The organism is Paraburkholderia sp. JHI869 (genome assembly GCF_038900775.1).
Lineage (GTDB): Bacteria > Pseudomonadota > Gammaproteobacteria > Burkholderiales > Burkholderiaceae > Paraburkholderia.
On sequence record NZ_JAYMSC010000018.1, the window covers coordinates 117,528 to 137,653 of the forward strand.

Here is a 20,126-nt window from a genome sequence, read left to right on the forward strand (position 1 = left end):
CCTTTTCGGCGCGCTCGATGGCATCTACTATAGTAGACGAACGGATACCAGTGAAACCGGGATTTGATCCGGGTTAACTCGAATGCCTTTCGATCGGTTACATGGCGTGCCGCTCATGGCCTCGTATAATCGACTCGCTCCCGCCCATTGCGCCAACCTGCAGGCATGAACCGACCGCTCACCGATCCCACTTCCGGCATTTCCACCCGCGTGCGTATCGAGCGCGAATCGCGCGGCTGGTCGCTCGCGGACATGGCCGAGCGCTCGGGCGTTTCCAGGGCGATGATCAGCAAGATCGAGCGCGGTGAAGCGAGCCCCACGGCCACCGTGCTCGGCCGGCTTTCGGGCGCCTTTGGACTGCAACTCTCCATGCTGCTCGCGCTCGCCGAGCAAACTGGCGAGCGTTTGAGCCGCGCCGCCGATCAGCAGCTTTGGCAGGACCCCGAAACCGGCTATACGCGGCGGGCCGTCTCGCCGCGCAACGGCGGCATGCTCGATCTGGTCGAGATCGAGTTGCCGGGCGGCATACGCGTGGCGTATCCGGCGTCGGCGTTCACGTTTCAGCATCAGCAGATCTGGGTGCGCGGCGGCACGCTGGTATTCGAGGAAGGCGAGCAGGTTCACACGCTCGAAGCCGGCGACTGCCTCCAGCTTGGGCCGCCTGTCGACTGCGCATTCTTCAATCCGGGCAAGGGCCCGTGCGTGTACATCGTGGCGCTCGTGCGTCGCTGAATGCGAGTACGGGCCGCCGACGCTACTGTCCTTCATCGTTGAACAGGCTATGGCGCAGGGGTTTTGCGCGCATGGCACGCGCACGCCCAATGCGAGTAGCCGAATATGAGCATTTGCTTATATTCTGAAGTCCTCAGGCGGTAACGGCACAGGGCCGCCGCCACAACATGAGAGACCGATGATCGTCGCGCTTTTTCTGCCGTGCGGCGTGATGTTCGAAATGAATACTCGTACAGACGCCGCTCCCGGATATCGCGGCACGTTCGACAACTGACTAATCTGAATCGCAAAAGTAGAACGGCTAATTTCATTATACTTAGTCATACTATGTAATTGCGATCCGTTTTGATTTCATTTAAAGGATGATTTGCGTGAACACATTGACCTCACCCCAACTCGCACCGCTGCTGAATCGCCTGTTCGAAGAAGCCGATGCCATTTTCCCGGCCTCCATTTCCGCAGTGGCCGCGCTCTCACCCGAGGAGCGTACGCGGCTGATGCACAGCAAGACCGACTATCTCGACTTCTACGGGCGCCTCAAGGACATTGCGCTCCCCGTTTCGCGAGAAACGGGCGTGCTGCTCTATATGCTGGCGCGCGGGGGTCATGCGCGGACGATCGTCGAATTCGGCACGTCGTTTGGCATCTCCACGCTGCACCTCGCAGCGGCCTTAAGGGACAACGGCGGCGGCCGTTTGATCACGTGTGAATTCGAGCCGTCCAAGGTCGCGCGCGCCCGCAAAAACCTCGTGAGCGGCGGGCTCATCGATCTCGTGGAAATCCGCGAAGGCGATGCGCTGCAGACGCTGAGCGTCGATCTGCCGGAGTCGATCGACCTCCTGCTGCTCGATGGCGCGAAGGCGCTCTACGGCAACATTCTGAGCCTCGTCGAGTCGCGTCTCGCTCCGGGCGCGTTTATCGTCGCGGACAATGCCGATTACAGCCCCGACTATCTTGCGCGCGTACGGGCGCCCGACAACGGTTATCTCTCGATTCCGTTTGGTGGGGACGTGGAAGTTTCGATGCGGGTTGGGTGATGGGGGGCACGGTGCCCCACGAATCACGGTTGGCGCTTACCGCGGCCGCCAGCGGGTTTGCCAGCCGATTTGCGTGAACCCGCAGCGGGCTTGCTGGCTGGCTTGCCGGCGGGTTTGCTGCGTGGCTTTTGCACGCTGAATGGGCTTCCGGCGATCAAGCTCGTGTCCGTACCCGCGGCCACAGCGTGCTGCGCCGCAGGCTTGCGTTTGTTTTCGCTACCTTGCGGGTGCGGCTTTTTGCCTGGCCCTTGCACGACGCCCGGCGCAGCTTGCGGCACTTTGGGCTTCTTGGGCTTTTTGGGTTTCTTGATGATCTGGCCCGTTGCGCTGGTTTCCGGCACGCGGTGTTCGGCTTCGAAACCCGGCTCTTCTTCACGGGGCAGCGTTTGCCGGATCAGCGCTTCAATCGCGGCCAGTTGCGGCGCTTCATCGGCACATACAAGGGACACTGCCACGCCGCTCGCGCCCGCGCGGCCTGTACGGCCAATACGGTGCACGTAGTCTTGCGCCACGATCGGCAGATCGACGTTGATCACCAGCGGCAGGTCGTCGATATCCAGTCCGCGCGCGGCCACGTCGGTGGCTACCAGCATATTGACTTCGCCCGTCTTGAAGCGCTCCAGCGCACGCAGGCGCGCGGGTTGCGGCTTGTCACCGTGGATGGTGTCGACCGCATAGCCCGCATCGTCGAGCATGGCCGCCAGGTAATCCACGCCACTGCGGGTCTTGACGAACACCAGCGCGTGCTCCCAGTTGTTCTCGGCCACGAGGTGCATGAAAAGGTCGGGCTTGTTCCTCTTATCGACCGTCACGATCCACTGCTTGATCTTGCTGGCCGTGGCATTGCGCGGGCTGACGCTGATATCGACCGGACCGCGCAGAATGCTCGCCGCCATGGCGCGGATATCGTCGGTAAACGTGGCAGAGAACAGTAGCGTCTGGCGCTGGGCGGGCAAGGCAGCGAAGACAGCGTTGAGTTCGCGCGCAAAGCCCAGATCCAGCATACGGTCGGCCTCATCCAGCACCAGCGTTTGTACTTGATCGAACTGCACGGCATTCTGGCGATTGAGGTCCAGCAAACGGCCCGGCGTGGCGACGAGCACATCCACGCCCTTGCGCAACTTCATCATCTGCGGGTTGATGCTCACGCCGCCGTAGGCGGCCAGAAATCGTAAGTCGAGGCCTTTGCCGTAAGCGATAAAGCTTTGTAGCACTTGCTCAGCTAGCTCACGCGTGGGCACCAGCACCAGAACACGCGCGCGATTGCTGGACACCGCCGGGCCATGTTGCACCAGCCGTTGCAACAGCGGCAGCGCAAAACCCGCCGTCTTGCCAGTGCCGGTCTGTGCCGCAGCCATGACGTCCTTGCCGCTGAGCACAGCAGGAATCGCCTTGACCTGCACCGGCGTAGGTGTCTGGTAATTGAGATCCTGCACATTACGCAGCAAGGGATCGATCAGGCCAAGCGAGGCAAAAGACATGGGCGTGTTCCGGGCTAAAACCGCAATTCTAGCGGTTACCGTCGTGGCATTAGTCGTACGATGCGTTTCATCGATAGCAACCGCGTACCCGAAACGATCACAGTAGACATAGGCGGCGCCAGTCTCGCCGCCCTCGAAGCGCTTGCCTGGAGACCGACGCAGTTCTAGTTTTCGCTTGTCCGCGGATTGTCGAGCGCCAATGACTCAAGCAGAAACTGCTGCAACGTCGCCATCGCGGCCGTCTGGTCATTGCTGCGCGTAAATAGCCCAAAGGTGGCCGCCGGCGGTGTCGGCAAGCCGAGTTCGCCGGAGTCGAGCGCACGCATCGTGTCGCGCCGGATAGTCCAGTCGAGCAACACCCCGATGCCCAGACCCGCCTCGATGGCCGACTGAATCGCGGACAAGCTCGCGCTCGTACAGACCACCTTCCACGTAATAGCGGCGTCACGCAAGGAACCGAACAGGGTGTCCTGCCACGGGCAATTGCCCGCAAACGCGACGATGGGAAGCGCAGCGTCGCTGAATTGCGTTTCGCGCGTGTTCGCCGCGGCCCAGCGCAATGGATGCTGCCACGTAACGTCCGGGCTGACGTGAATGAGCGCGGGATCGCCGATCACAATATCGAGCTGACCTTTAGCGAGCTGTTTGCCAAGGGTCTCGCTGCCGTCGATCATGATTTCGAGCGCGACGGTTTCAAAGGATGCCGCGAATTGCTTCAGCGCGTGCGGCAAATGCCCGACCGCGATGTCTTCAAGCATGCCCAATCTGACCGTGCCGGCGATCTCGCCTGTATTGAGCGCGGCACGCGCGGCCAATCCGGCGTTGAGCAGCGTATAGGCATAGGGAAGCAGCACATTGCCAGCCGCAGTTGGTTTGACGCCGCGCGGCGAACGTTGCAGCAGACGTTGACCGACATCTTCTTCCAGCCGACGCAACGCCATGCTGATCGCGGCTTGCGTTCGATGCAGCACGACGGCTGCGTCGCTGATATTGCCGGTTTCGACCACGGTGACGAACGTGCGCAGGAGCGTACTGTCGAGATCGCGGGGCATAAATTTTCTTGATGGAGCGATAAAAAGTACGAGCTTATCAGCGGGCTTCTGATCCCGTTACCATCGGTAGCATCCGAACCGACGAGCAGATGGAATGCGCGACGAAGCAAGTATGGCCCCAACCACCGCCACAGCGGGATTTACTCCCCGACTCTCAAAGGTCATTGCGCCATTGTTCTGCGTGGTTTCGATGTCCAGCATACAGCTGGGCGGCGCGCTATCCCGGCCGGTTTCCGCCGAATACGGCACAGCCAGCACGACATGGTTGCGCCTTTGCGTCGCGGCGCTGGTGCTCGCCATTGCGGCTCGACCACGGTTGCGCAGCTATTCGCGTCGGCACTGGCTCGCCGCCCTCCTCCTTGGTAGCGCGATGGCGGGCATGACATTGTGCTATTTCGAGTCGGTCAATCGCGTGCCGCTTGGTCTCGCCGTGGCGATCAACTTCCTTGGCCCACTCGCCGTTGCGACCGCAGGCGTGCGCCGGGTCGGAATGCTCGCCTCGCCATTGCTTGCCGCGCTGGGCGTATGGCTGCTCGCCCGCCATGACGGTATGTGGGTCGTGGCCAGCCCATCAGCGCTGCTTTTCCCGCTTGGCACGGCGGTATGCTGGGCCGCTTACATCGTGCTGATGAAGCACATCGGCCAGCAATTTGACGGTCTTCAAGGACTCGCCACCTCGTTGATCGTCGCCGCCGCGGTGCTCACGCCGCTCGGCCTCGCTCAAAGTCATGGGCGTATCGCTACCGGACAAGTACTGGACGCGGCATGGCTGGCCCTGCTCGTCCCCTTGCTGCCCTATGTTCTCGAGCTCAGTGCGTTGCGGCGCATGACGTCGTCATCGTTCGGCATCCTGATGAGTTCGGAGCCCGCAATTGCAGCTGCGATAGGCTTCCTGGCGCTCGCGCAACCGCTCACTCCGTTACAGACTGCCGGGATTCTTTGCGTCGTGATTGCGAGCGTCGGCTCTGTCATGCAAGGCCAGCCGCGATGAATCCGGTTAAGCAGCGAGTTTCTGCTGCACTGGCGAACTAGCCCGCCAGGGTGGCGGGCTAACGACTACCGGGATGAGGTTTTGGCGTCCGCCTAGAAGCGGGTCAGCATGCCGATGGCGCCCATCACCTGGTTGCTCGTCGCCGAGAAGCCACCCGCGTTGTACATCGTCGCGACGTTGTTGTGTCCGATTGCGCGCTGATACATCGCTTCACCGTACACTTCCGTGCGCTTCGACAGCGCGTAGCGCGCAATCGCGTTGACCTGGTTCCACTTCGGATCGGAGCTGAAGTTCGACTTGCTCACACCGTTCAAATGCCCGTCCGTGAAAGTATCCATGAGGCCGAGCGACAGCGCCGGCGTGAGTGAGTACTTGACGTTCAATTCATAGTTGTCGAAGTGAGTCGAGCCGCTCACCGGGTTCAGGCCGAACGCGGACGTGTTCTGGTACTGGCTGTGCGTGTAGACGAAGTTGACCGCCGCCGGGCCGAACGTGTAGCCGATGCCTGCACCGAACGTGCGCTGCACATCCGCCGTCAGGTTGCCACCACCTGCGGTCGCCTTGAACTCGCTCGGGTCAGCCGCAACGTTCTGATTTGCTGTTCCTGACGGGTTGCTCGCCGCCGCCGAGCCGTTGATCTGAAGGTAGGCAGCGGCGAATCGCAGCGGGCCGTTGTTGTAGCTCGCGCCGGCGCTGTACGCACGATCGACCGCGAAACTCGTGCTGTTGCTGAACGCGTACATGCCGCCGAACTTGAAGCCTGCGTAGTCGATACTCGAGAACTTCACCGAGTTGCTGAAGCGGACCGTATGTTGCAGGTTGTCGTTGTCGTACACGTGCGCGAAGCCCGAGTCGCCGAACGTGCCTGCCGTGCCGGACAGCGGCGAGACGAAGTCGACCATGTAGTCGTACTGGCGGCCCATCGTCAAGGTGCCGTATTGATCGCCGCTCACGCCGACATACGCTTGACGGCCGAACATGCGGCCACCCTGGCCGAGTGTGCCGTTGTTGACGTTGAAACCGTTTTCGAGCACGAAGATAGCGTGCAGACCGCCGCCCAGGTCCTCGCTGCCGCGCAGGCCGAAGCGGCTGCCGCTGATGTTGCCGCTTGCGAGCGCGACGCGCGCGCTACCGTGACCCGGGGCGCCGTTCTGAACGTTGTTCGTGTAGGAGATGCCGGCATCGATCAGACCGTAGAGGGTGACTGAGCTCTGCGCGTTGGCAGCAGACGCTGCAGTCGCTGCGAAAGCGGCCACGGCAATGGAGATCTTCTTCACGAGATGACACCAAGTGACGTGAGGGGAATGAGTGGCGCAGTCTATATCCGTATCCTGCTCAGAAGTTTTAATTGCCCGAAAAATTTCCTTGCACAAAGCAATCCACGTTTCATAATTTTGCAGCAAATGAACTGCGATTTGGCTTCGCGCCTGGTAGCGAAATGGGTGGCAAACGCATTTGTTTCCGTAGCGAGTTGCGCTGCCGCGACAGTGGTCATACGTCATGAAGGTGTACCCCGCCCGCAAGCGGGCGCGATTTTCTCGCGATAGACTGCATCGCAGTGCTAATTGTTATGGGATGGCGTCATTTTCCACCGCCCCAAACATCACAGGAAAGCAGCGGCTCGCGACAGCTTGCGCTGCATTGATTGCAGAATTCCGAAGTCATTCGATCCACCATCGCCAACCTTTCCGACCTTCGAGCCGGAAGAGCACGGTTAATCAGCCACGCTCGGCCGTCGCGACAATGTTCGGTAGCACACACAACGTGTACGGCTTCGATCGACGGTGCGTCGTGCGCAAGCGGCAGGCGATGGAAAATTGGGGTGGGATTTGAGGCCGCCAAAGATGAATTGGACCTGCATCAACATGCCTCACGCCGCAGGCAGTGCTGATGCCGCCGACACCGAACGGGTTACGCCAAACTTCAATCTTTGCAGGGCATAGACCCGCCCCGATTCCTGCGCGATCTATTCCATTAATATGCTAGCCTCCCAGTCTCGGGAGGATCAAATGGATCGGCTTGAGGGGATAAAGATATTCGTGCGCGTCGTCGAAAGCGGAAGCTTTTCGGCCGTGGCGCGCGAACTCGGAACAGGCCAACCGGCGATCAGCAAACAAGTGGCGGCGCTCGAAGAACATCTCGGCGCACAACTTCTCATGCGCACCTCGCGCAGTCTGAGCCTGACCGAAGCCGGGCGCGACTTCTACGAATCCGCGGTGCGGATAATCAGCGATCTGGAGGCCGCCGAATCCCGAATAGGCTCAGGCCAGACCTCACCGTCCGGCGTGGTACGGGTCACTGCGGCGCACGCATTTTCCCGCCTCTTCGTCGTGCCGAAACTTCCTCTCTTCCGCGAGCGCTATCCGAAGATTGTCGTCGAGATGCTGGTGTCGGAGCGCACCAGCAATCTCGTCGAAGAAGGCATCGATCTTGCCATCCGCAATGGCCCGCTCTCGGATTCGAGTCTGATCGCGCGCAAGATCGGGGTTTCCGCAATCATCGCCGTGGCGTCGACGGAGTACCTGGAACGCAAAGGCGAGCCGAAGCGGCCGAGCGATCTCAACGACCATGACGGAGTGATCTTCGTCTCACAGGATGGGCCACGGCCGTGGACCTTTGCTAGCCGTGCCGGCCAGGTTTCCTGGCAGGCGACAGCGTCATTCCGCAGCAATGATGGCGAACAATTGCGCGCGGCTGTACTGGCTGGCCTTGGGGTCACGCAGGCGCCCCACTGGCTGTTCGCTGCCGACATACGCGCTGGTACTGTGCGGCGCATTCTGCGCGACCATGAGCCAGGAACATTAACGATCAGCGCGGTGCGCCCTGCTGCGCGCCGCCAGCCCAGCAAAGTCGCCGTGTTTGTTGATTTTCTCGCGGAATTGCTGGCCGATCACGAGTGATCTATTCCCCATAGGGATAGAAACCATCCAAACATGGCGTCTAGTGACCTCACCAGGGAATTGATAGATTTGCATCACCGACAACAGATGAGGTGATGCCATGTCTCTTTCTACTCTTGCGCAGCCGATCAAAGCCTTCCTGCAGGCAACCGCCACCCGCGACCGCGCCGGCGTGCTCTCGTCCTTCGCGGACGACGCCGTACTGATCGACATGGGCGAGGAGCATCGCGGCGAGGAAATCGCTCACTGGGTGGACAACCTCTATCTCGGCTCGAACGTCCGTGTGCATCCGCTGCACCATCAAGAGCATGACGGCCATACGGTTCTGACCGTTGCCGTCGACGGCGACTACGCAGCACTCGGCGTGACAGAGCCTTTCCAGCTCGACTGGCACATTGATCTTGCTGGCGACCGTATCGCTCGCCTTTGCATGGTCGAGGAAAAACTGAACCTGCCGGCGCCTGTCCTCGGCTTCGTGCAGGCCATGAACATGTACGATCTCGACGGCATGGTCTCGCGCTTCGCTCCGCACGCGATCGCAAACGATCAGATGCGTCACTACGAGGGCCGCGATGCAATCCGCGCGTGGCTGGCGAAGGAGATCGCCGGTGACCGGGTGACGATGTTCGTTACCGAAATCCTGCATCACCCGGGCGGCGTCGCCATTCTTGCCAAGGTGACCGGTGACTACGACAAGACCGGTCTGCCCGATCCGCTCGAGCTCCGCTTCTACTTTACGCTCGCCGGCAATGCGATCGCCCAGCTTGTGATCGTTCCCGTCAAACGCAATTAGGCGCCGTCTACGCAGCACCACGCTCGCCCGATCCATCCTGAAAGGAACGACCATGTTTGCCGTCTATGCCAAAGAAGCAAATAACGACGACCCGCTTGCCTCCCTTGTCGTTGGCGAGCGACCTGACCCGGTTGTGAAGGAAGGCTGGGTGCGGGTGAAGGTGACACATGCCAGTCTCAACCGACATGACGTACTTACTCTGCCCGTCAGTTTGAAGCCAGGTCCCCTGGCGTTTCCGAAAGGTGCGCCGTCGCACTCCGTCCCATTTCCACGACAGTGGTGAGATCAGCAGTCTGAAGGGAAGCCGTGTCAGCACTCGCAATCGGACGTTTCCGCATTGCCCGCCTCAGGATGAGAGTCTCGTGCTGATAAAAGAGTTCGAGTTGCCCTGCATCCGATGCATGAGGCGCCAGGCCGAACGCGATCTCAAGCGCCCGGCGCGGGATATGGAAACGTTGAAGTCCGCGAATCACGCGAACCTGGAACACGACCCCATCACTGTTGTGCGGGATTGCTGCCCAAACCAGCGCGGTGCCCATGACTTGCCTCCATTTGGCTGCGAACCTGATTCAAAGCTCGTTGCCCTATGATGGCGCTCAAAAAAAAATTTCAAAAATACGGCCGCCTCGCTTTGATATTTTCACCACACGAGGAATGCGGCCTCACGCGGAATGTGAACGCCGCACCCGACGACATGCCTTGCGCACTGCGGCCCTTGTCAGGCGAGGCCAAGATCACCGAAGATGGGTGATCCGCCCATTCTTCCTGGGGACGACATGCATCCATTCGCGGATTCCGCCAATCCACCGTTCCACGATGGCGTCTTTGCACTCTGGGATCGGCTGGCCGAGTTCTCGGCAGGCGAAGGCGATGCCGCGTTGACCCACTTGCTAACCACCCTCTGTGCGATGGTCTCGGCACAGAACGCGCTTTGGGCCGTGGTCGTCCGATTGCCTTCGCCCGCGCCAAAGGATCCTTTGTTCGGCTGGCGTCCACGTCTGGTTCGGCTGCTGCATCCGGTACCCGCGATGGTCGCTTCCGTGCAGGAGCAGTTCGACACCCTCTGGTCCGGCAACGTCGACTCGTCACATGTCGCGGCCGCGGCAGGGAACGAGCCGTTCCGTGCCAACCTGCTCTTCGAGGCGATGCCCGCTGAATGGTTTGAAGGTGAGCACTATCGCCGCCACTACCTCGAAGTCGGTCACAGCGACAGCATCCAGGTGCGATGCTCGCTCAACGACGATGTGCGAATTCACCTCTTTGTGTTTCGCGATGTGCAGACGCCGCGCTTCTCTGCGCTGGATCTCGAACTTCTGGCTTTCGTGGTGCATGGGCTGAGATGGTACTGCCGGCAGCAACTGCTCAGCCACGGCCTGCTCATCGCCGACGCCCCCCTGACGTCGGCAGAACGAAGGGTGCTGCTCGGGCTGCTCGATGGACTCACGGAAAAGCAGATTGCGCAGAAGCTCGACCAGAGTCCGAACACGACGCATGTCCACATCAAGTCGATCTACACCAAATTCAACGTCCGGAGTCGCTCAACGCTCACCGCGCTGTGGCTCGGCAAGTTGCGATAGCGAACTGCAGGCGCTGTGGCATTGCAGGCAGCGATGCCCAGCCGCCGTCCTCTCGATGGCATGCTGCGCCGCTACACGCCTGTCGCGCGCCGAATTGGTGAGTCGATTCAACAGCAATTCGGCCCGATTCGCCCAACCGGGCTGGCCAATTTCTGTCCGAAGTGGACGGGAGAGGTCCCGTTGGCAAAGGATGGGCGGGGCTCACGCGTGCCACCTATTCAGGTTATGTTCCGGCGTCGGCGAATAATCTACGATGCCGTAGAAGCTACAGGCCGCTGTTGTATTGCAGGGCGGCCATCAACCACAGTTCCATAGGCCAGACCTTGTCGTCGAAGGAAGGGGATCATCATGATTTCTGCACTGAGAACGGGCAGTCAGGCAGCGAAGCGTCATCCCGTCTATCTCGCTGGACTCGTTGCAATTGTAGTTGTCGCAGTGGCCAACCTTTATGAGCTGCGAACGCAGCCGATGGCGGGGGACGCTACGGGACGGGGTGGAGGCAGTTACCAAAAGGCGTGGGAGGTGGTGGCGGCCTCCGGTGACGCAGGGAGGTTTGTCGCCTCGAACTATCGGACGTGCATCGAAGCCGCCGACACGGGCTACACGATGACGGATTGGTGGCTCATCGTCGTTCACTCGCGCTTGAGCACGGCGAGTCAGTGCGGCCTGAAAACTGTCTCGCTTGCGTCGATGAAGGGGGACGCGTTTGTCGCCCAGGTGAAGGGTGTGATCGGCAGCCTGCCCACGCAAATCGCCGTGCCTGACCAACCGGCTCGCACGCTCCGATGGTTCGTCATTGACGATCGACCCACGTGATGGGCTTTGACGTTATCAAACGCTCGCTCTACAGGCAAAAGTAGACGCCGCGGATGTCATGGGCTACGGAAGTCACCACTCCGGCACATTGGTGAGGAACCCGACGCAACAGAATGGGGAGCCACGACATGAGATTCCAGATCCGTACCACAATAGTTTTAGCCTGCTGCGCATTCGCGGCAATTGTGGGTGCAGGGAGTCAAGAATGCGTTGCAGCTTCCGACGAAGCCGAGTTCGAGCTTGATGCCGCCAGGGACGCGCCCCATCCAGGAGCCACACCGTTTCCACGCTACTTCCCTTTGCATGCGCCATCGGATACAGGGCCGCCGCTGCCGCTGGAAATTGCGCTTTGCCTCCCGGACCTGTATTGCTCACTCCAACACGGGTAGCAAAGCGCGCGACAGTACAGCCTTCGGCCTACGGCCGCAGGCTCATGAAACGCCAGACGCTATCGCCGCAACGTGTCCAGGAGACCCCGGCGGTTCATGAAAAACACCCCAAAGATTGGAGCAATGTCCAATTCCTGGGGTGCAATTCACTAGCGGGGCTTTTCCTGGTCGGGGTGTGATGTGTCCACTACCCCGCCAACCTGCGATTAGAAGCGGTGGTACATGCCAATGTTGGCTTGAACCTGGTTGCCGCCCGATGCCGTGTTGCCGAAGTCGGCAGCCGAAGCCTGAGCGCCCTGTGCATGGACGTAGGCACCCATGACGTAGACCGAGGTGAGCTTCGACAGCGAGTACGTCGCACCCAGCGACACCTGGTTGATCGACGCCATCGTGCGGCCCTCAGCGGCTTGGGCAGGCGTGGCTTCCGAACCGTAGACGTACGTGTAACCAGCAGCCAGCGACAGCGCCGGGGTTGCCTGGTACTGCATAAGGGCACCGATCACGTTAAAGTGAATCGACTCCTGGCCATCGTTGCCCGCGTACTGAGCGTTCGAGTACCGCAGGCCGGCCGTGTACGGACCGAACTGGTACTGGCCAGCGACTTGAGCGATGCCAGCGCTCTTGAACGCGTTGCCACCATAGTAGCCCGAGCTCGGATAGCCCAGCGCACCACCGAACGACGGTTGCGCCGTTGCATTCTGCCAGCCGTTCTCACCCTGGTTCGCTGCATGGAAGTAGCCGCCAGCCAGCGTCAGGCCACCCTGAGCGTAGTCCGCAGCCACCGACCACGATTGACCAGAACCCATGGCACCGGCAACGCCACCGAACGAGTACGCGCCTTCAGCCTGGAAGCCGTGGAAAATCGGCGAAATGTACTTCACCGCGTTGTTCTGGTTCGTCGTGTTGTCGTTGTTGTCCACGTCGCCCGGGGTCGAGAATGTCGACGCCGAAATGGCATCGCCCGTCAGGCCTTGAACCATTTCCGTCACGGCATCGATCTGGCGACCCATACGCAGGGTACCGTACTGCTCCGACGCGACGCCTACGTAAGCCTGGCGGTTGAACAGCGAACGCGAGGAGCCGATGGGACCCTGGCCGCCGATGCCACCGGTCGCAATGTTGAAACCATTTTCGAGCTTGAAGACTGCCTTGAGGCCGCCGCCGAGGTCTTCCTGACCCTGGAGGCCCCACTTGTTCGAACCCGAGGCACCGCCTACGAGGCTGACCAACGAGTGGCCATTGACGTTCGAGGTGTAGCTGATACCTGCGTCCAGCATGCCGTACAGGGTGACCGACGACTGTGCCATTGCTGCAGAGGATGCGGCGAAAGCGGCAACAGCGATAACGCCGGCCTTGATCTTGTTGTTTTTCATCTGGTCGTCCTTCAATTCGTCGTCCTAATTTTATTAAAAACATGGAGGCCAGTCGGTTGTACCGCGCCTGGCCTCTTTCCTCGTTAAAACAGTCGTGGAGTCCCTACCCAGACCACGACAGCCTCCTTGCTGCCTTCGTTACTCCAGCCATGTGGCACCGTCGACTGGTAGTGGGCTGAATCGCCCGCCTGCAACACGAACGACTTACCCTCAAGCTCCAGCGTGACCTCGCCATCGATTACGTAGAGGAATTCCTCCCCCGCGTGGGTCGTGACTTCCGAGCGCTTCACGCCCTTCGGCAGACGCACGAGTATCGATTCCAGCTGCCGCCCGCCTGCGGTGTTCGTGAGTCGCGCAAACAGGTTCGCCGAATCCGCGAAGCCGAAAAACTCCAGCTTGCTGCCGCGCGTGACCGAGCGCTCCTCCGACGGCGTCTCGACGAAATACTGCATCGTGACACCCAGCGCTTTCGCAATGCCCGCAAGTGAAGTCAGCGACGGCGACGCATGACCCCGCTCCACCTGGGACAGAAACGGCTTGGAAATACCGGCCGCCGTTGCCGTCTGATCGAGCGTCTGTCCGAGCCGCTGGCGCAGTGCGCGAATCTTTTCGCCGAGTGCCATCGCGGTGGAGTCCCGCTTGCCAGAGGTTGAGACCATATCAGGAACGTTTTTTGTCGTCAAAATTTGTTTGATAGAAGTAAACATCGTTTGATACGCTTGCGGCCTTCAAGACCACGTCGAGCTCTGGCACCAAATAGGCGCGTCAGACGCCAAGCCATTACGCCGACGCAATCCGCCACGCGGAACGCTCGAGAAGAATGAAATTGTAAACCTTGGGTTCGTGCGATCCACGAACTCATAGAAAGGAGGAGACATGCACTCTGCCGGCGCCACAAGCGCCCATGCATGCGGCGCAGCATCACATACGTCGCTGCCCGCTTTACACGCAACCGCGTGTCATCGTCATCATCTCAGCGTATTGAGGTCACAATGAATTCATCGGTTTCCAGAACGAAATCGTTCTCGACGGTATTTCTGATCGAGATGTGGGAGCGCTTCGGCTATTACGGCATGGCCGCACTCCTGGTTCTTTTCATGGTCGAGCGCCTTGGCTTCAGCGACGAGCACGCTACGCTCACCTGGGGCGCGTTCACCGCGCTTGTGTATGCGTCGCCTTCGATCGGCGGCTGGATCGGCGACCAGGTACTGGGCTCACGCCGCTCGATGATACTTGGCGCCATCGTGCTATTTGCGGGTTACGTGATGCTCGCCCTGCCCGACGACCGACTTTCGCACATGTATGCGTCGCTCGGTGTAATCGTGGTGGGTAACGGGCTTTTCAAGTCCAACGCCGCTAATCTCGTGCGCCGCATCTATGAAGGAGACGAAGCGCGCATCGACGCCGCGTTCACGATCTACTACATGGCGGTGAATATCGGCTCGACAGTGTCGATGCTGCTCACGCCGTGGATCAAGGATCACTGGGGCTGGCACGCCGCGTTCGCCGTATGCAGCGCGGGAATGCTGCTCGGCATCGCGAACTTCTTTCTCATGCAACGCACGCTCGCGCACATCGGCTCCGCTCCCGACACGATGCCGGTGCAATGGCGCCGTCTCGCGGCGGTGATTGCGGGCGGCGTCGCGCTTGGCGTGGCGACGCTCTTCGTGCTACAGCACAAGCAACTCGCCGTCATGTGCGTCTACACGGCCGGTGCAGCGATTCTCGCAATCTTCGCATACATGCTGCGCACCTGCGAACGCCAGGAGCGCGCCGGTCTCGTGGCCGCGCTGATCCTCACTCTGCAAGTCATCCTGTTCTTTGTGTTTTACCAGCAGATGTCGACGTCGCTCACGCTGTTCGCGGTGCGCAACGTCGACCCGAACTTCCGCCTGTTCGGCATGGAGCTCTTTAGCTGGAGTGCGGCGCAGTTCCAGGCGCTCAATCCGATCTGGATCATGATCATGAGCCCGGTGCTCGCGACGATCTACTCGAGCCTCGCGCGCCGTGGCAGCGACGTGCCCGTTGCGGCTAAATACGCGCTGGGTTTCGTCGTGGTGGCAGCGGGCTTCTTCGTCTACGCCGCGAGCGGCCATTACGCAGTGAACGGCCGCGTGTCGTCGTGGTTCATGGTGGCGGGCTACGGCCTCTACTCGCTTGGCGAACTGCTCGTGAGCGGCCTCGGACTCGCGATGATCGCGCGCTACGTGCCTGCGCGCATGGGTGGTTTCATGATGGGCGCGTATTTCGTGGCGACGGGCGTTTCCCAGTATCTGGGCAGCGTGGTCGCGAACTTCGCGAAGATGCCCGCGGGTAATCTCGATCCCATCGAGTCGCTGCCGCTCTATATGCGTCTCTTCGACGGTCTCGGCTGGCTTGCTGCGGTAGGCGCCTTGCTGGCGATCCTGCTGCTGCCGGTGATGGGCCGCCTCTCACGCGCGCATCAGCGCGCGGGCGAGCAAACCGCAGGCCAGTACGCGGTCGAGTGACCGCGGCTCGTTGACGCTCTCCCCGCCCTCAGCCTGCGGCCGCCGCGCAAGGCGCGGAAGGACGGGGACTCCTGCTGCCAGAAGGCGACGTCCCGCCGCGAGACTCTCCTCCACCGCGTTGATGTCGTTGATCTATCGAAGCAGAGCGTCCAGTTCCACGGCGCTGATCACGAAGTGCAGACGCTCTGCTCGCCCGGTTGCCCGACAATCCAGACCGCCCGATTTAAGCAGGCATTGGCGACCCACCGACGCATACAAATTGCTTACATCCTCAGTTATAGTTGACTTATCAACTTGAACGACGGAGGGGCGATGATGGCCGAGCAACAATTTGTCGGGACGCTGGAAGCGCGATTGCTGGATGTGCTGGCTGATGGAGCGCAACAGAGCATCGCGCAGTTAGCCGCAGCCTCGGGTGTAGCTGGCCGGCGACTAACAAACGCGCTTAGGGCACTGGTGTTGAGCGGCGACGTGCATGTTTCGCGGCGCGACAGCCGAAGTGGCGAGCGCCATTTCAAGCGTGGCCTGGCACCCGTCAAAACCCGGACACCACGCATGCAACGATCGACGGACACTGCGAAAAAGTCGCACCCGATGGACCCGGTCTTCGCGGCCTTTCATGCGATGGTTGCCCTTGGGCACCACCCTGAGCAATGCTGATCATGAACGGCAAACCGAAACTTGTTCAGTGGGAGGACGTTGAACCTACACGTTCCTTCCTGAAGTATTCGATTCCTGCCAGGGATCTCGGTCTGGGCCTGGACGAATGGCCCCTGTTCCTCGAAACGAGCATGGGTAGCGGCAAGCCATTCGAGCGCGTGCAGCGGCTGGAAGAGGGCACCCTGTACCGGCAGGGCAGAGATCTCGTTCTGCTTGTGCTTAACCGCAAAGTCAGGTCAGGTCCCTTTCGGGAGAAAGTCTTCTCGATGGTTGTTTCTTAACGAAACAGCATAAGCAGGTTGAAGCCACAATCAGCGCGTTCGACGCACCGCCGCCGGTCAGCCCGTTTCCATCGACTCCGTTGCAGGGTTGCCGCGCATATTGAGGCGCTCGTATTCTGCGATCAGTTGCGCGCCAAACAACATCAGCGTCGCGAGCGCTTCGAGGCCGAACAGCACAACGATCGCCGTCGTCAGCGACCCATAGACGAGGTTCACCTGCGAAAGCTTCGCGAAGTACCAAACCAGCACGCGTCTTGTGATTTCCCACAGAACGGTGGCCGCGACCGCGCCGACGACCGCATGCCGTAGTGTCGTGCGTCCCGCCGGGATCACAAAATAGATTGCCGTCAGCACGAATATCTCGCCAGCAAGGCCGCACAGATATAGCACGACGCGGGTCACGCCGGTCAGTAACACCCCATGGCCGAACAGATCGATGCTACCGGTCGCAACAGCCCGCAGGCCGCTGGAGACGAGCGTCACGAGCAGCACACCGATACCAAGTGACAGACTGAAGAGATAGGGCAGGATTGCCGACAGCAGGAAGTGCCTTCGCCGGACCTCGACGCGATGCACGAAGATGATTGACAGGGCATTCTCCAGAACCGTGAACGCAAGCGAACTGAAAAAGATCATCGTGATGACGAGGTACCAGCCGACCACGGAGCGATGCTCGAAAAAGGTCGCGAGCTCGTGCACGAGCGTTTTTGACTGCCCCGGTATCAGCCATTCGAGCAGACGCCCGAGCGTGTCGAACAGCAACTCCTCGCCGATGAAGTGACCGAACGCGATGACAACGAGAATGAGCAGCGGCACGATTGACAGCAACGCGTAATAGGCGATCGCGCCCGCGAGCAGCAGCCCCTGGTTTTTACGGAACGCGGTGCAGACCTGGAATATGAATCGCGCTGGATGCGCCGCAACAAAGCGCAACGCGCGCTTGCCTGCCTCATCGGTTGTATTCACATCAGGCTCCGCCCGTTCATTGCACTCGCGCCGCCCTCATCGCACGCGTTGAACGCGGCGCGCGCAGTTCACTCCGCGCAAGCCGCCGCACCGTCACGCCAGGCACCAAGCCATTGCAGTTGCGCGCCGCAGCACCGCAAGCCCGTTCGTCGACAGCCCATCGCGCGCGCGATCCGTTGCACCCGCGCAGAACTACCGCGCCTTGCCGCTACCCGGCCGTGCGTCTCCCGTCGGACTGTGAACGACCCGTATGCCAGTCGATTGCATTTAGATGGTACGCCTGCTTTCGGGGTACAACCGCCCTAGCCATGCATCGGCGGCCCGTCGGACATTGGAAAATTAAACAGGCTTTGGCGACACTCAGACGCATACAAAAGCCTTACATCTGTCTGTATAGTTGATTTATCAACTTGATCCGCAAGACAGGGGTGAACTGGGGAATGAACATGCTTGGCTACCTGTGTGACATCCAATCGACACGTCGGATATCCGATGAAATGCACGATGGTCGTGCCCGTACGGCTGACATTGCCTTGATTCGCCGCGCGTGCGACTGCGCGGGATTGAACGTCGTTGATTTTGATGGCGACCTGTTCCTTCTGGACAATACCGGCACGATGTCGTGGTTCAACCCGCTAGTCGTGGACCGGCACGCACAGATGCTGTTTGATGCCATGCACTTTTGCATCAGCGGCCGTCTGCTCACGCGCAGGCTCGTGTCGCCGACGGGCGCCAGCGTCAGTGCGGTGTGTGGGCCGCGCAACGCATGGCGCAAGACGGTCGTCGAGTTCGCTGCAGCCCACTCGAGATCGCGAGCCGCGGTCGCCCATCGTTCGACTGCGGCAGGGTTTCCAGGACGAAACCCAGCCTCTGCTGCCGCCAGCTAGGAAGAAATCACGAAGACACGCAACGTGCGTGTTGTGGGTGCTTCATTGATTGCAGCAACCGCCTCACAAGCCGAATGGATCGCAGTCCATAACAATTACGCGATCAATATGGATCATATCGGCATCAATGGTCCAATGCGTACGGTTTTTTGTCCGACTGGCGGATTTGGCATCCCCTCGCGCGTTTAATCGGCGGCGGTTGCCATGAACGCACGTCGCAGTCGTAAGACCGCCTCTTCAAGCTCTTGCGCATTGAGACTGCCGAAGCCCAGCCTGAGTGCAGGATACGGCCGGTTCTTCAGCGAAAAATGGCTGGCTGGCAGAAAGCGTACGCCTTCGCGTTCACCCGCAGCCTGTAGCGTGTCCATATCGACGTCTGCCTTGCAAACGGCCCAAAGTGCGAGGCCGCCAACAGGAAGCTCGAAGGAAAGCCATTTGTGAAGATGCGTCTGCAGCAGACTCGCGAGGAGGTCGCGCCGCTCGGCGTAAATCTTCATGACTTTTTTCGTGTGGCTGTGAATCACTCCGCTCGATAGCAGGTCGGCAACAGCCGCTTCGCTGGCTGGGTCGCCCTGCCGGTCGATGATGGTGACCTCGGCGGCGGCGCGCTCGATGAACGGAGCCGGTGCGATCAGATAGCCGATGCGTAACGATGGCGTCAGCAGCTTGGACATCGAGCCGACGTAGATGACCTTGCCCCTGCGGTCAAAACTCGCCAGTGGAAGCATGGGACGGTGAGCGAAGTGAAACTCGTGGCTGTAGTCATCCTCGATGATGGCGAAATCGAACTGCTCGGCGAGTGCCAGCATCCGCATACGTCTGGCCGCGGGCAGCAGGACTGTGGTTGGGAACTGGTGATGAGGCGTCACGTACACCGCACGGACGCGTTTGCGATAGCAAAGCTTCTCGAGTTCATCGACCTTGAGCCCCTCCTCATCCAGACCAACGGTGACAACCTCGGCTCCGGCCGCTCGAAACGCTTCCCGTGCAGGTGGGTAACTAAGGGCTTCCATGACGACGCAGTCCCCGGGCCGGACCAGGATTCGGGCGGTGACGTATATCCCCATCTGGCTCCCACGAACGATGCAGATGTTGTCCTCCCTGGCAGTAATGCCACGCTCCGAACTCAGCATTTCGAGAATCTCTCGCCTGATGCGTAGGGTCCCGAGCGGGTCGCCATAACCCAGCCTGTTCTTCTGCGAAGCGGCCAGTAGCGCCTTGCGGTAGGCCGCTGCGAGCTCCGCCACCGGCACGAGCCTCGTGTCCGGCGCGCCGTCGTCGAAGGTGAGATAACCGTCCTCGCTGTAGAGGCACGGCACATCTGGGCCGTTTCCGGCCAACCTCACGCCCAATGCAGGTGCAATGCCCGAGTCGAGCGGCTTTACCGCCTCGATCCCCTTTTCCGGCAGCGCAGGCGAAACGAAGGTCCCACGCGTCTTCTCGGATTTGAGCCAGCCTTGGGCGGACAGCTCTTCGTAAGCGAGGATCACCGTCTTCCGGTTCACATCCAGGACTTTCGCGAGTTCACGTGAGCCCGGCAGCGGGGTTCCGGGTAGCAATCGTCCACGGCGTATCTCATGAATGATGGCTTGAACGATCTGGCGAGCGACTGAGCCGGCCTCTCGCTGGATGACGATATTCAGGTCCCAATTTCTCAGCATCGCGCGTCCTGGCTGGACCAGTGGAAATTAAAAAACTGGAG

19 protein-coding genes and 1 pseudogene are annotated in these 20,126 nt (G+C 60.5%); 12 read left to right on the forward strand and 8 right to left on the reverse strand.

What is annotated here, in order from left to right; genetic code table 11:
- Positions 1-165 precede the first annotated feature (165 nt).
- The 3 genes and pseudogenes from VSR72_RS27180 to VSR72_RS27190 all read left to right on the forward strand — a co-directional run bounded on the left by VSR72_RS27180 (position 166) and on the right by VSR72_RS27190 (position 1,769).
- Positions 166-732 (forward strand): XRE family transcriptional regulator, encoded by a 567-nt coding sequence (locus tag VSR72_RS27180; RefSeq protein WP_342955442.1) that lies wholly within the window; start codon positions 166-168, stop codon positions 730-732.
- A gap of 185 nt (positions 733-917) precedes the next feature.
- Positions 918-1,006: pseudogene (locus tag VSR72_RS27185) on the forward strand (VOC family protein); the annotation flags it as partial.
- 88 nt (positions 1,007-1,094) lie between these two features.
- Positions 1,095-1,769 carry a class I SAM-dependent methyltransferase gene (locus VSR72_RS27190; protein WP_342955443.1) on the forward strand — a complete coding sequence of 225 codons (675 nt, stop codon included), beginning with the start codon at positions 1,095-1,097 and terminating at the stop codon, positions 1,767-1,769.
- A 23-nt stretch (positions 1,770-1,792) separates the two neighbouring features.
- Here the strand turns inward: VSR72_RS27190 and VSR72_RS27195 are convergent, their stop codons facing one another.
- Together VSR72_RS27195 and VSR72_RS27200 are read right to left on the reverse strand one after the other, a co-directional pair.
- Positions 1,793-3,250 carry a DEAD/DEAH box helicase gene (locus VSR72_RS27195; protein WP_342955444.1) on the reverse strand — a complete coding sequence of 486 codons (1,458 nt, stop codon included), beginning with the start codon at positions 3,248-3,250 and terminating at the stop codon, positions 1,793-1,795.
- A gap of 164 nt (positions 3,251-3,414) precedes the next feature.
- The gene (locus VSR72_RS27200; protein WP_342955445.1) at positions 3,415-4,302 is read right to left on the reverse strand and encodes a LysR family transcriptional regulator; all 888 of its coding nucleotides are present in this window, start codon (positions 4,300-4,302) and stop codon (positions 3,415-3,417) included.
- Positions 4,303-4,396: 94 nt separating this feature from the next.
- Between VSR72_RS27200 and VSR72_RS27205 the strand changes: the two genes are divergently transcribed.
- The gene (locus VSR72_RS27205) at positions 4,397-5,293 is read left to right on the forward strand and encodes an EamA family transporter (protein ID WP_342955446.1); all 897 of its coding nucleotides are present in this window, start codon (positions 4,397-4,399) and stop codon (positions 5,291-5,293) included.
- Between the two features lie 92 nt (positions 5,294-5,385).
- Here the strand turns inward: VSR72_RS27205 and VSR72_RS27210 are convergent, their stop codons facing one another.
- Complete coding sequence (locus VSR72_RS27210) at positions 5,386-6,570, reverse strand: porin (protein ID WP_342955447.1); 1,185 nt, start codon at positions 6,568-6,570, stop codon at positions 5,386-5,388.
- Positions 6,571-7,302: 732 nt separating this feature from the next.
- On the opposite strand from VSR72_RS27210, the gene VSR72_RS27215 reads away from it, so the two are divergent.
- Together VSR72_RS27215 and VSR72_RS27220 are read left to right on the forward strand one after the other, a co-directional pair.
- Entirely contained in the window at positions 7,303-8,193 is an 891-nt protein-coding gene (locus VSR72_RS27215; protein ID WP_342955448.1) for a LysR family transcriptional regulator, read from the forward strand.
- Positions 8,194-8,293: 100 nt separating this feature from the next.
- Positions 8,294-8,986, forward strand: coding sequence for a nuclear transport factor 2 family protein (locus VSR72_RS27220; protein WP_342955449.1), 693 nt, complete (start codon positions 8,294-8,296; stop codon positions 8,984-8,986).
- Between the two features lie 206 nt (positions 8,987-9,192).
- Here VSR72_RS27220 and VSR72_RS27225 read toward each other — a convergent pair whose 3' ends face one another.
- The gene (locus VSR72_RS27225) at positions 9,193-9,525 is read right to left on the reverse strand and encodes a hypothetical protein (RefSeq protein WP_342955450.1); all 333 of its coding nucleotides are present in this window, start codon (positions 9,523-9,525) and stop codon (positions 9,193-9,195) included.
- Between the two features lie 204 nt (positions 9,526-9,729).
- Here VSR72_RS27225 and VSR72_RS27230 point away from each other — a divergent pair, with 204 nt between their 5' ends.
- Positions 9,730-10,563 (forward strand): helix-turn-helix transcriptional regulator, encoded by an 834-nt coding sequence (locus VSR72_RS27230; protein WP_342955451.1) that lies wholly within the window; start codon positions 9,730-9,732, stop codon positions 10,561-10,563.
- A 348-nt stretch (positions 10,564-10,911) separates the two neighbouring features.
- Positions 10,912-11,379: a hypothetical protein gene (locus tag VSR72_RS27235; protein ID WP_342955452.1), complete on the forward strand. Its 468-nt coding sequence runs from the start codon at positions 10,912-10,914 to the stop codon at positions 11,377-11,379.
- Positions 11,380-11,974: 595 nt separating this feature from the next.
- Here VSR72_RS27235 and VSR72_RS27240 read toward each other — a convergent pair.
- Together VSR72_RS27240 and VSR72_RS27245 are read right to left on the reverse strand one after the other, a co-directional pair.
- The gene (locus VSR72_RS27240) at positions 11,975-13,141 is read right to left on the reverse strand and encodes a porin (protein ID WP_342955453.1); all 1,167 of its coding nucleotides are present in this window, start codon (positions 13,139-13,141) and stop codon (positions 11,975-11,977) included.
- A gap of 83 nt (positions 13,142-13,224) precedes the next feature.
- Positions 13,225-13,800 (reverse strand): cupin domain-containing protein, encoded by a 576-nt coding sequence (locus VSR72_RS27245; RefSeq protein WP_342955490.1) that lies wholly within the window; start codon positions 13,798-13,800, stop codon positions 13,225-13,227.
- Positions 13,801-14,133: 333 nt separating this feature from the next.
- Here VSR72_RS27245 and VSR72_RS27250 point away from each other — a divergent pair, with 333 nt between their 5' ends.
- The 3 genes from VSR72_RS27250 to VSR72_RS27260 all read left to right on the forward strand — a co-directional run bounded on the left by VSR72_RS27250 (position 14,134) and on the right by VSR72_RS27260 (position 16,571).
- Complete coding sequence (locus tag VSR72_RS27250) at positions 14,134-15,630, forward strand: oligopeptide:H+ symporter (protein WP_342955454.1); 1,497 nt, start codon at positions 14,134-14,136, stop codon at positions 15,628-15,630.
- Between the two features lie 312 nt (positions 15,631-15,942).
- On the forward strand, positions 15,943-16,290 hold the full coding sequence (locus VSR72_RS27255; protein ID WP_342955455.1) for a hypothetical protein: 348 nt from the start codon (positions 15,943-15,945) through the stop codon (positions 16,288-16,290).
- A gap of 2 nt (positions 16,291-16,292) precedes the next feature.
- Positions 16,293-16,571 carry a hypothetical protein gene (locus tag VSR72_RS27260; protein ID WP_342955456.1) on the forward strand — a complete coding sequence of 93 codons (279 nt, stop codon included), beginning with the start codon at positions 16,293-16,295 and terminating at the stop codon, positions 16,569-16,571.
- A 57-nt stretch (positions 16,572-16,628) separates the two neighbouring features.
- On the opposite strand, the gene VSR72_RS27265 is transcribed toward VSR72_RS27260, so the two are convergent.
- Positions 16,629-17,537 (reverse strand): YihY/virulence factor BrkB family protein, encoded by a 909-nt coding sequence (locus tag VSR72_RS27265; protein ID WP_342955457.1) that lies wholly within the window; start codon positions 17,535-17,537, stop codon positions 16,629-16,631.
- A gap of 410 nt (positions 17,538-17,947) precedes the next feature.
- On the opposite strand from VSR72_RS27265, the gene VSR72_RS27270 reads away from it, so the two are divergent.
- The gene (locus VSR72_RS27270) at positions 17,948-18,424 is read left to right on the forward strand and encodes a hypothetical protein (RefSeq protein WP_342955458.1); all 477 of its coding nucleotides are present in this window, start codon (positions 17,948-17,950) and stop codon (positions 18,422-18,424) included.
- Positions 18,425-18,609: 185 nt separating this feature from the next.
- Here the strand turns inward: VSR72_RS27270 and VSR72_RS27275 are convergent, their stop codons facing one another.
- Positions 18,610-20,085, reverse strand: coding sequence for a PLP-dependent aminotransferase family protein (locus tag VSR72_RS27275; RefSeq protein WP_342955459.1), 1,476 nt, complete (start codon positions 20,083-20,085; stop codon positions 18,610-18,612).
- Positions 20,086-20,126 lie beyond the last annotated feature (41 nt).

What these genes read in the sequence shown, in the direction of transcription:
- VSR72_RS27180 (WP_342955442.1), top strand. Translation starts at nt 166, where the DNA reads ATGAACCGACCGCTCACCGATCCCACTTCCGGCATTTCCACCCGCGTG.
- VSR72_RS27190 (WP_342955443.1), top strand. Translation starts at nt 1,095, where the DNA reads ATGATTTGCGTGAACACATTGACCTCACCCCAACTCGCACCGCTGCTG.
- VSR72_RS27195 (WP_342955444.1), bottom strand. Translation starts at nt 3,250, where the DNA reads ATGTCTTTTGCCTCGCTTGGCCTGATCGATCCCTTGCTGCGTAATGTG.
- VSR72_RS27200 (WP_342955445.1), bottom strand. Translation starts at nt 4,302, where the DNA reads ATGCCCCGCGATCTCGACAGTACGCTCCTGCGCACGTTCGTCACCGTG.
- VSR72_RS27205 (WP_342955446.1), top strand. Translation starts at nt 4,397, where the DNA reads ATGCGCGACGAAGCAAGTATGGCCCCAACCACCGCCACAGCGGGATTT.
- VSR72_RS27215 (WP_342955448.1), top strand. Translation starts at nt 7,303, where the DNA reads ATGGATCGGCTTGAGGGGATAAAGATATTCGTGCGCGTCGTCGAAAGC.
- VSR72_RS27220 (WP_342955449.1), top strand. Translation starts at nt 8,294, where the DNA reads ATGTCTCTTTCTACTCTTGCGCAGCCGATCAAAGCCTTCCTGCAGGCA.
- VSR72_RS27225 (WP_342955450.1), bottom strand. Translation starts at nt 9,525, where the DNA reads ATGGGCACCGCGCTGGTTTGGGCAGCAATCCCGCACAACAGTGATGGG.
- VSR72_RS27230 (WP_342955451.1), top strand. Translation starts at nt 9,730, where the DNA reads ATGGGTGATCCGCCCATTCTTCCTGGGGACGACATGCATCCATTCGCG.
- VSR72_RS27235 (WP_342955452.1), top strand. Translation starts at nt 10,912, where the DNA reads ATGATTTCTGCACTGAGAACGGGCAGTCAGGCAGCGAAGCGTCATCCC.
- VSR72_RS27240 (WP_342955453.1), bottom strand. Translation starts at nt 13,141, where the DNA reads ATGAAAAACAACAAGATCAAGGCCGGCGTTATCGCTGTTGCCGCTTTC.
- VSR72_RS27245 (WP_342955490.1), bottom strand. Translation starts at nt 13,800, where the DNA reads ATGGTCTCAACCTCTGGCAAGCGGGACTCCACCGCGATGGCACTCGGC.
- VSR72_RS27250 (WP_342955454.1), top strand. Translation starts at nt 14,134, where the DNA reads ATGAATTCATCGGTTTCCAGAACGAAATCGTTCTCGACGGTATTTCTG.
- VSR72_RS27255 (WP_342955455.1), top strand. Translation starts at nt 15,943, where the DNA reads ATGATGGCCGAGCAACAATTTGTCGGGACGCTGGAAGCGCGATTGCTG.
- VSR72_RS27260 (WP_342955456.1), top strand. Translation starts at nt 16,293, where the DNA reads ATGAACGGCAAACCGAAACTTGTTCAGTGGGAGGACGTTGAACCTACA.
- VSR72_RS27275 (WP_342955459.1), bottom strand. Translation starts at nt 20,085, where the DNA reads ATGCTGAGAAATTGGGACCTGAATATCGTCATCCAGCGAGAGGCCGGC.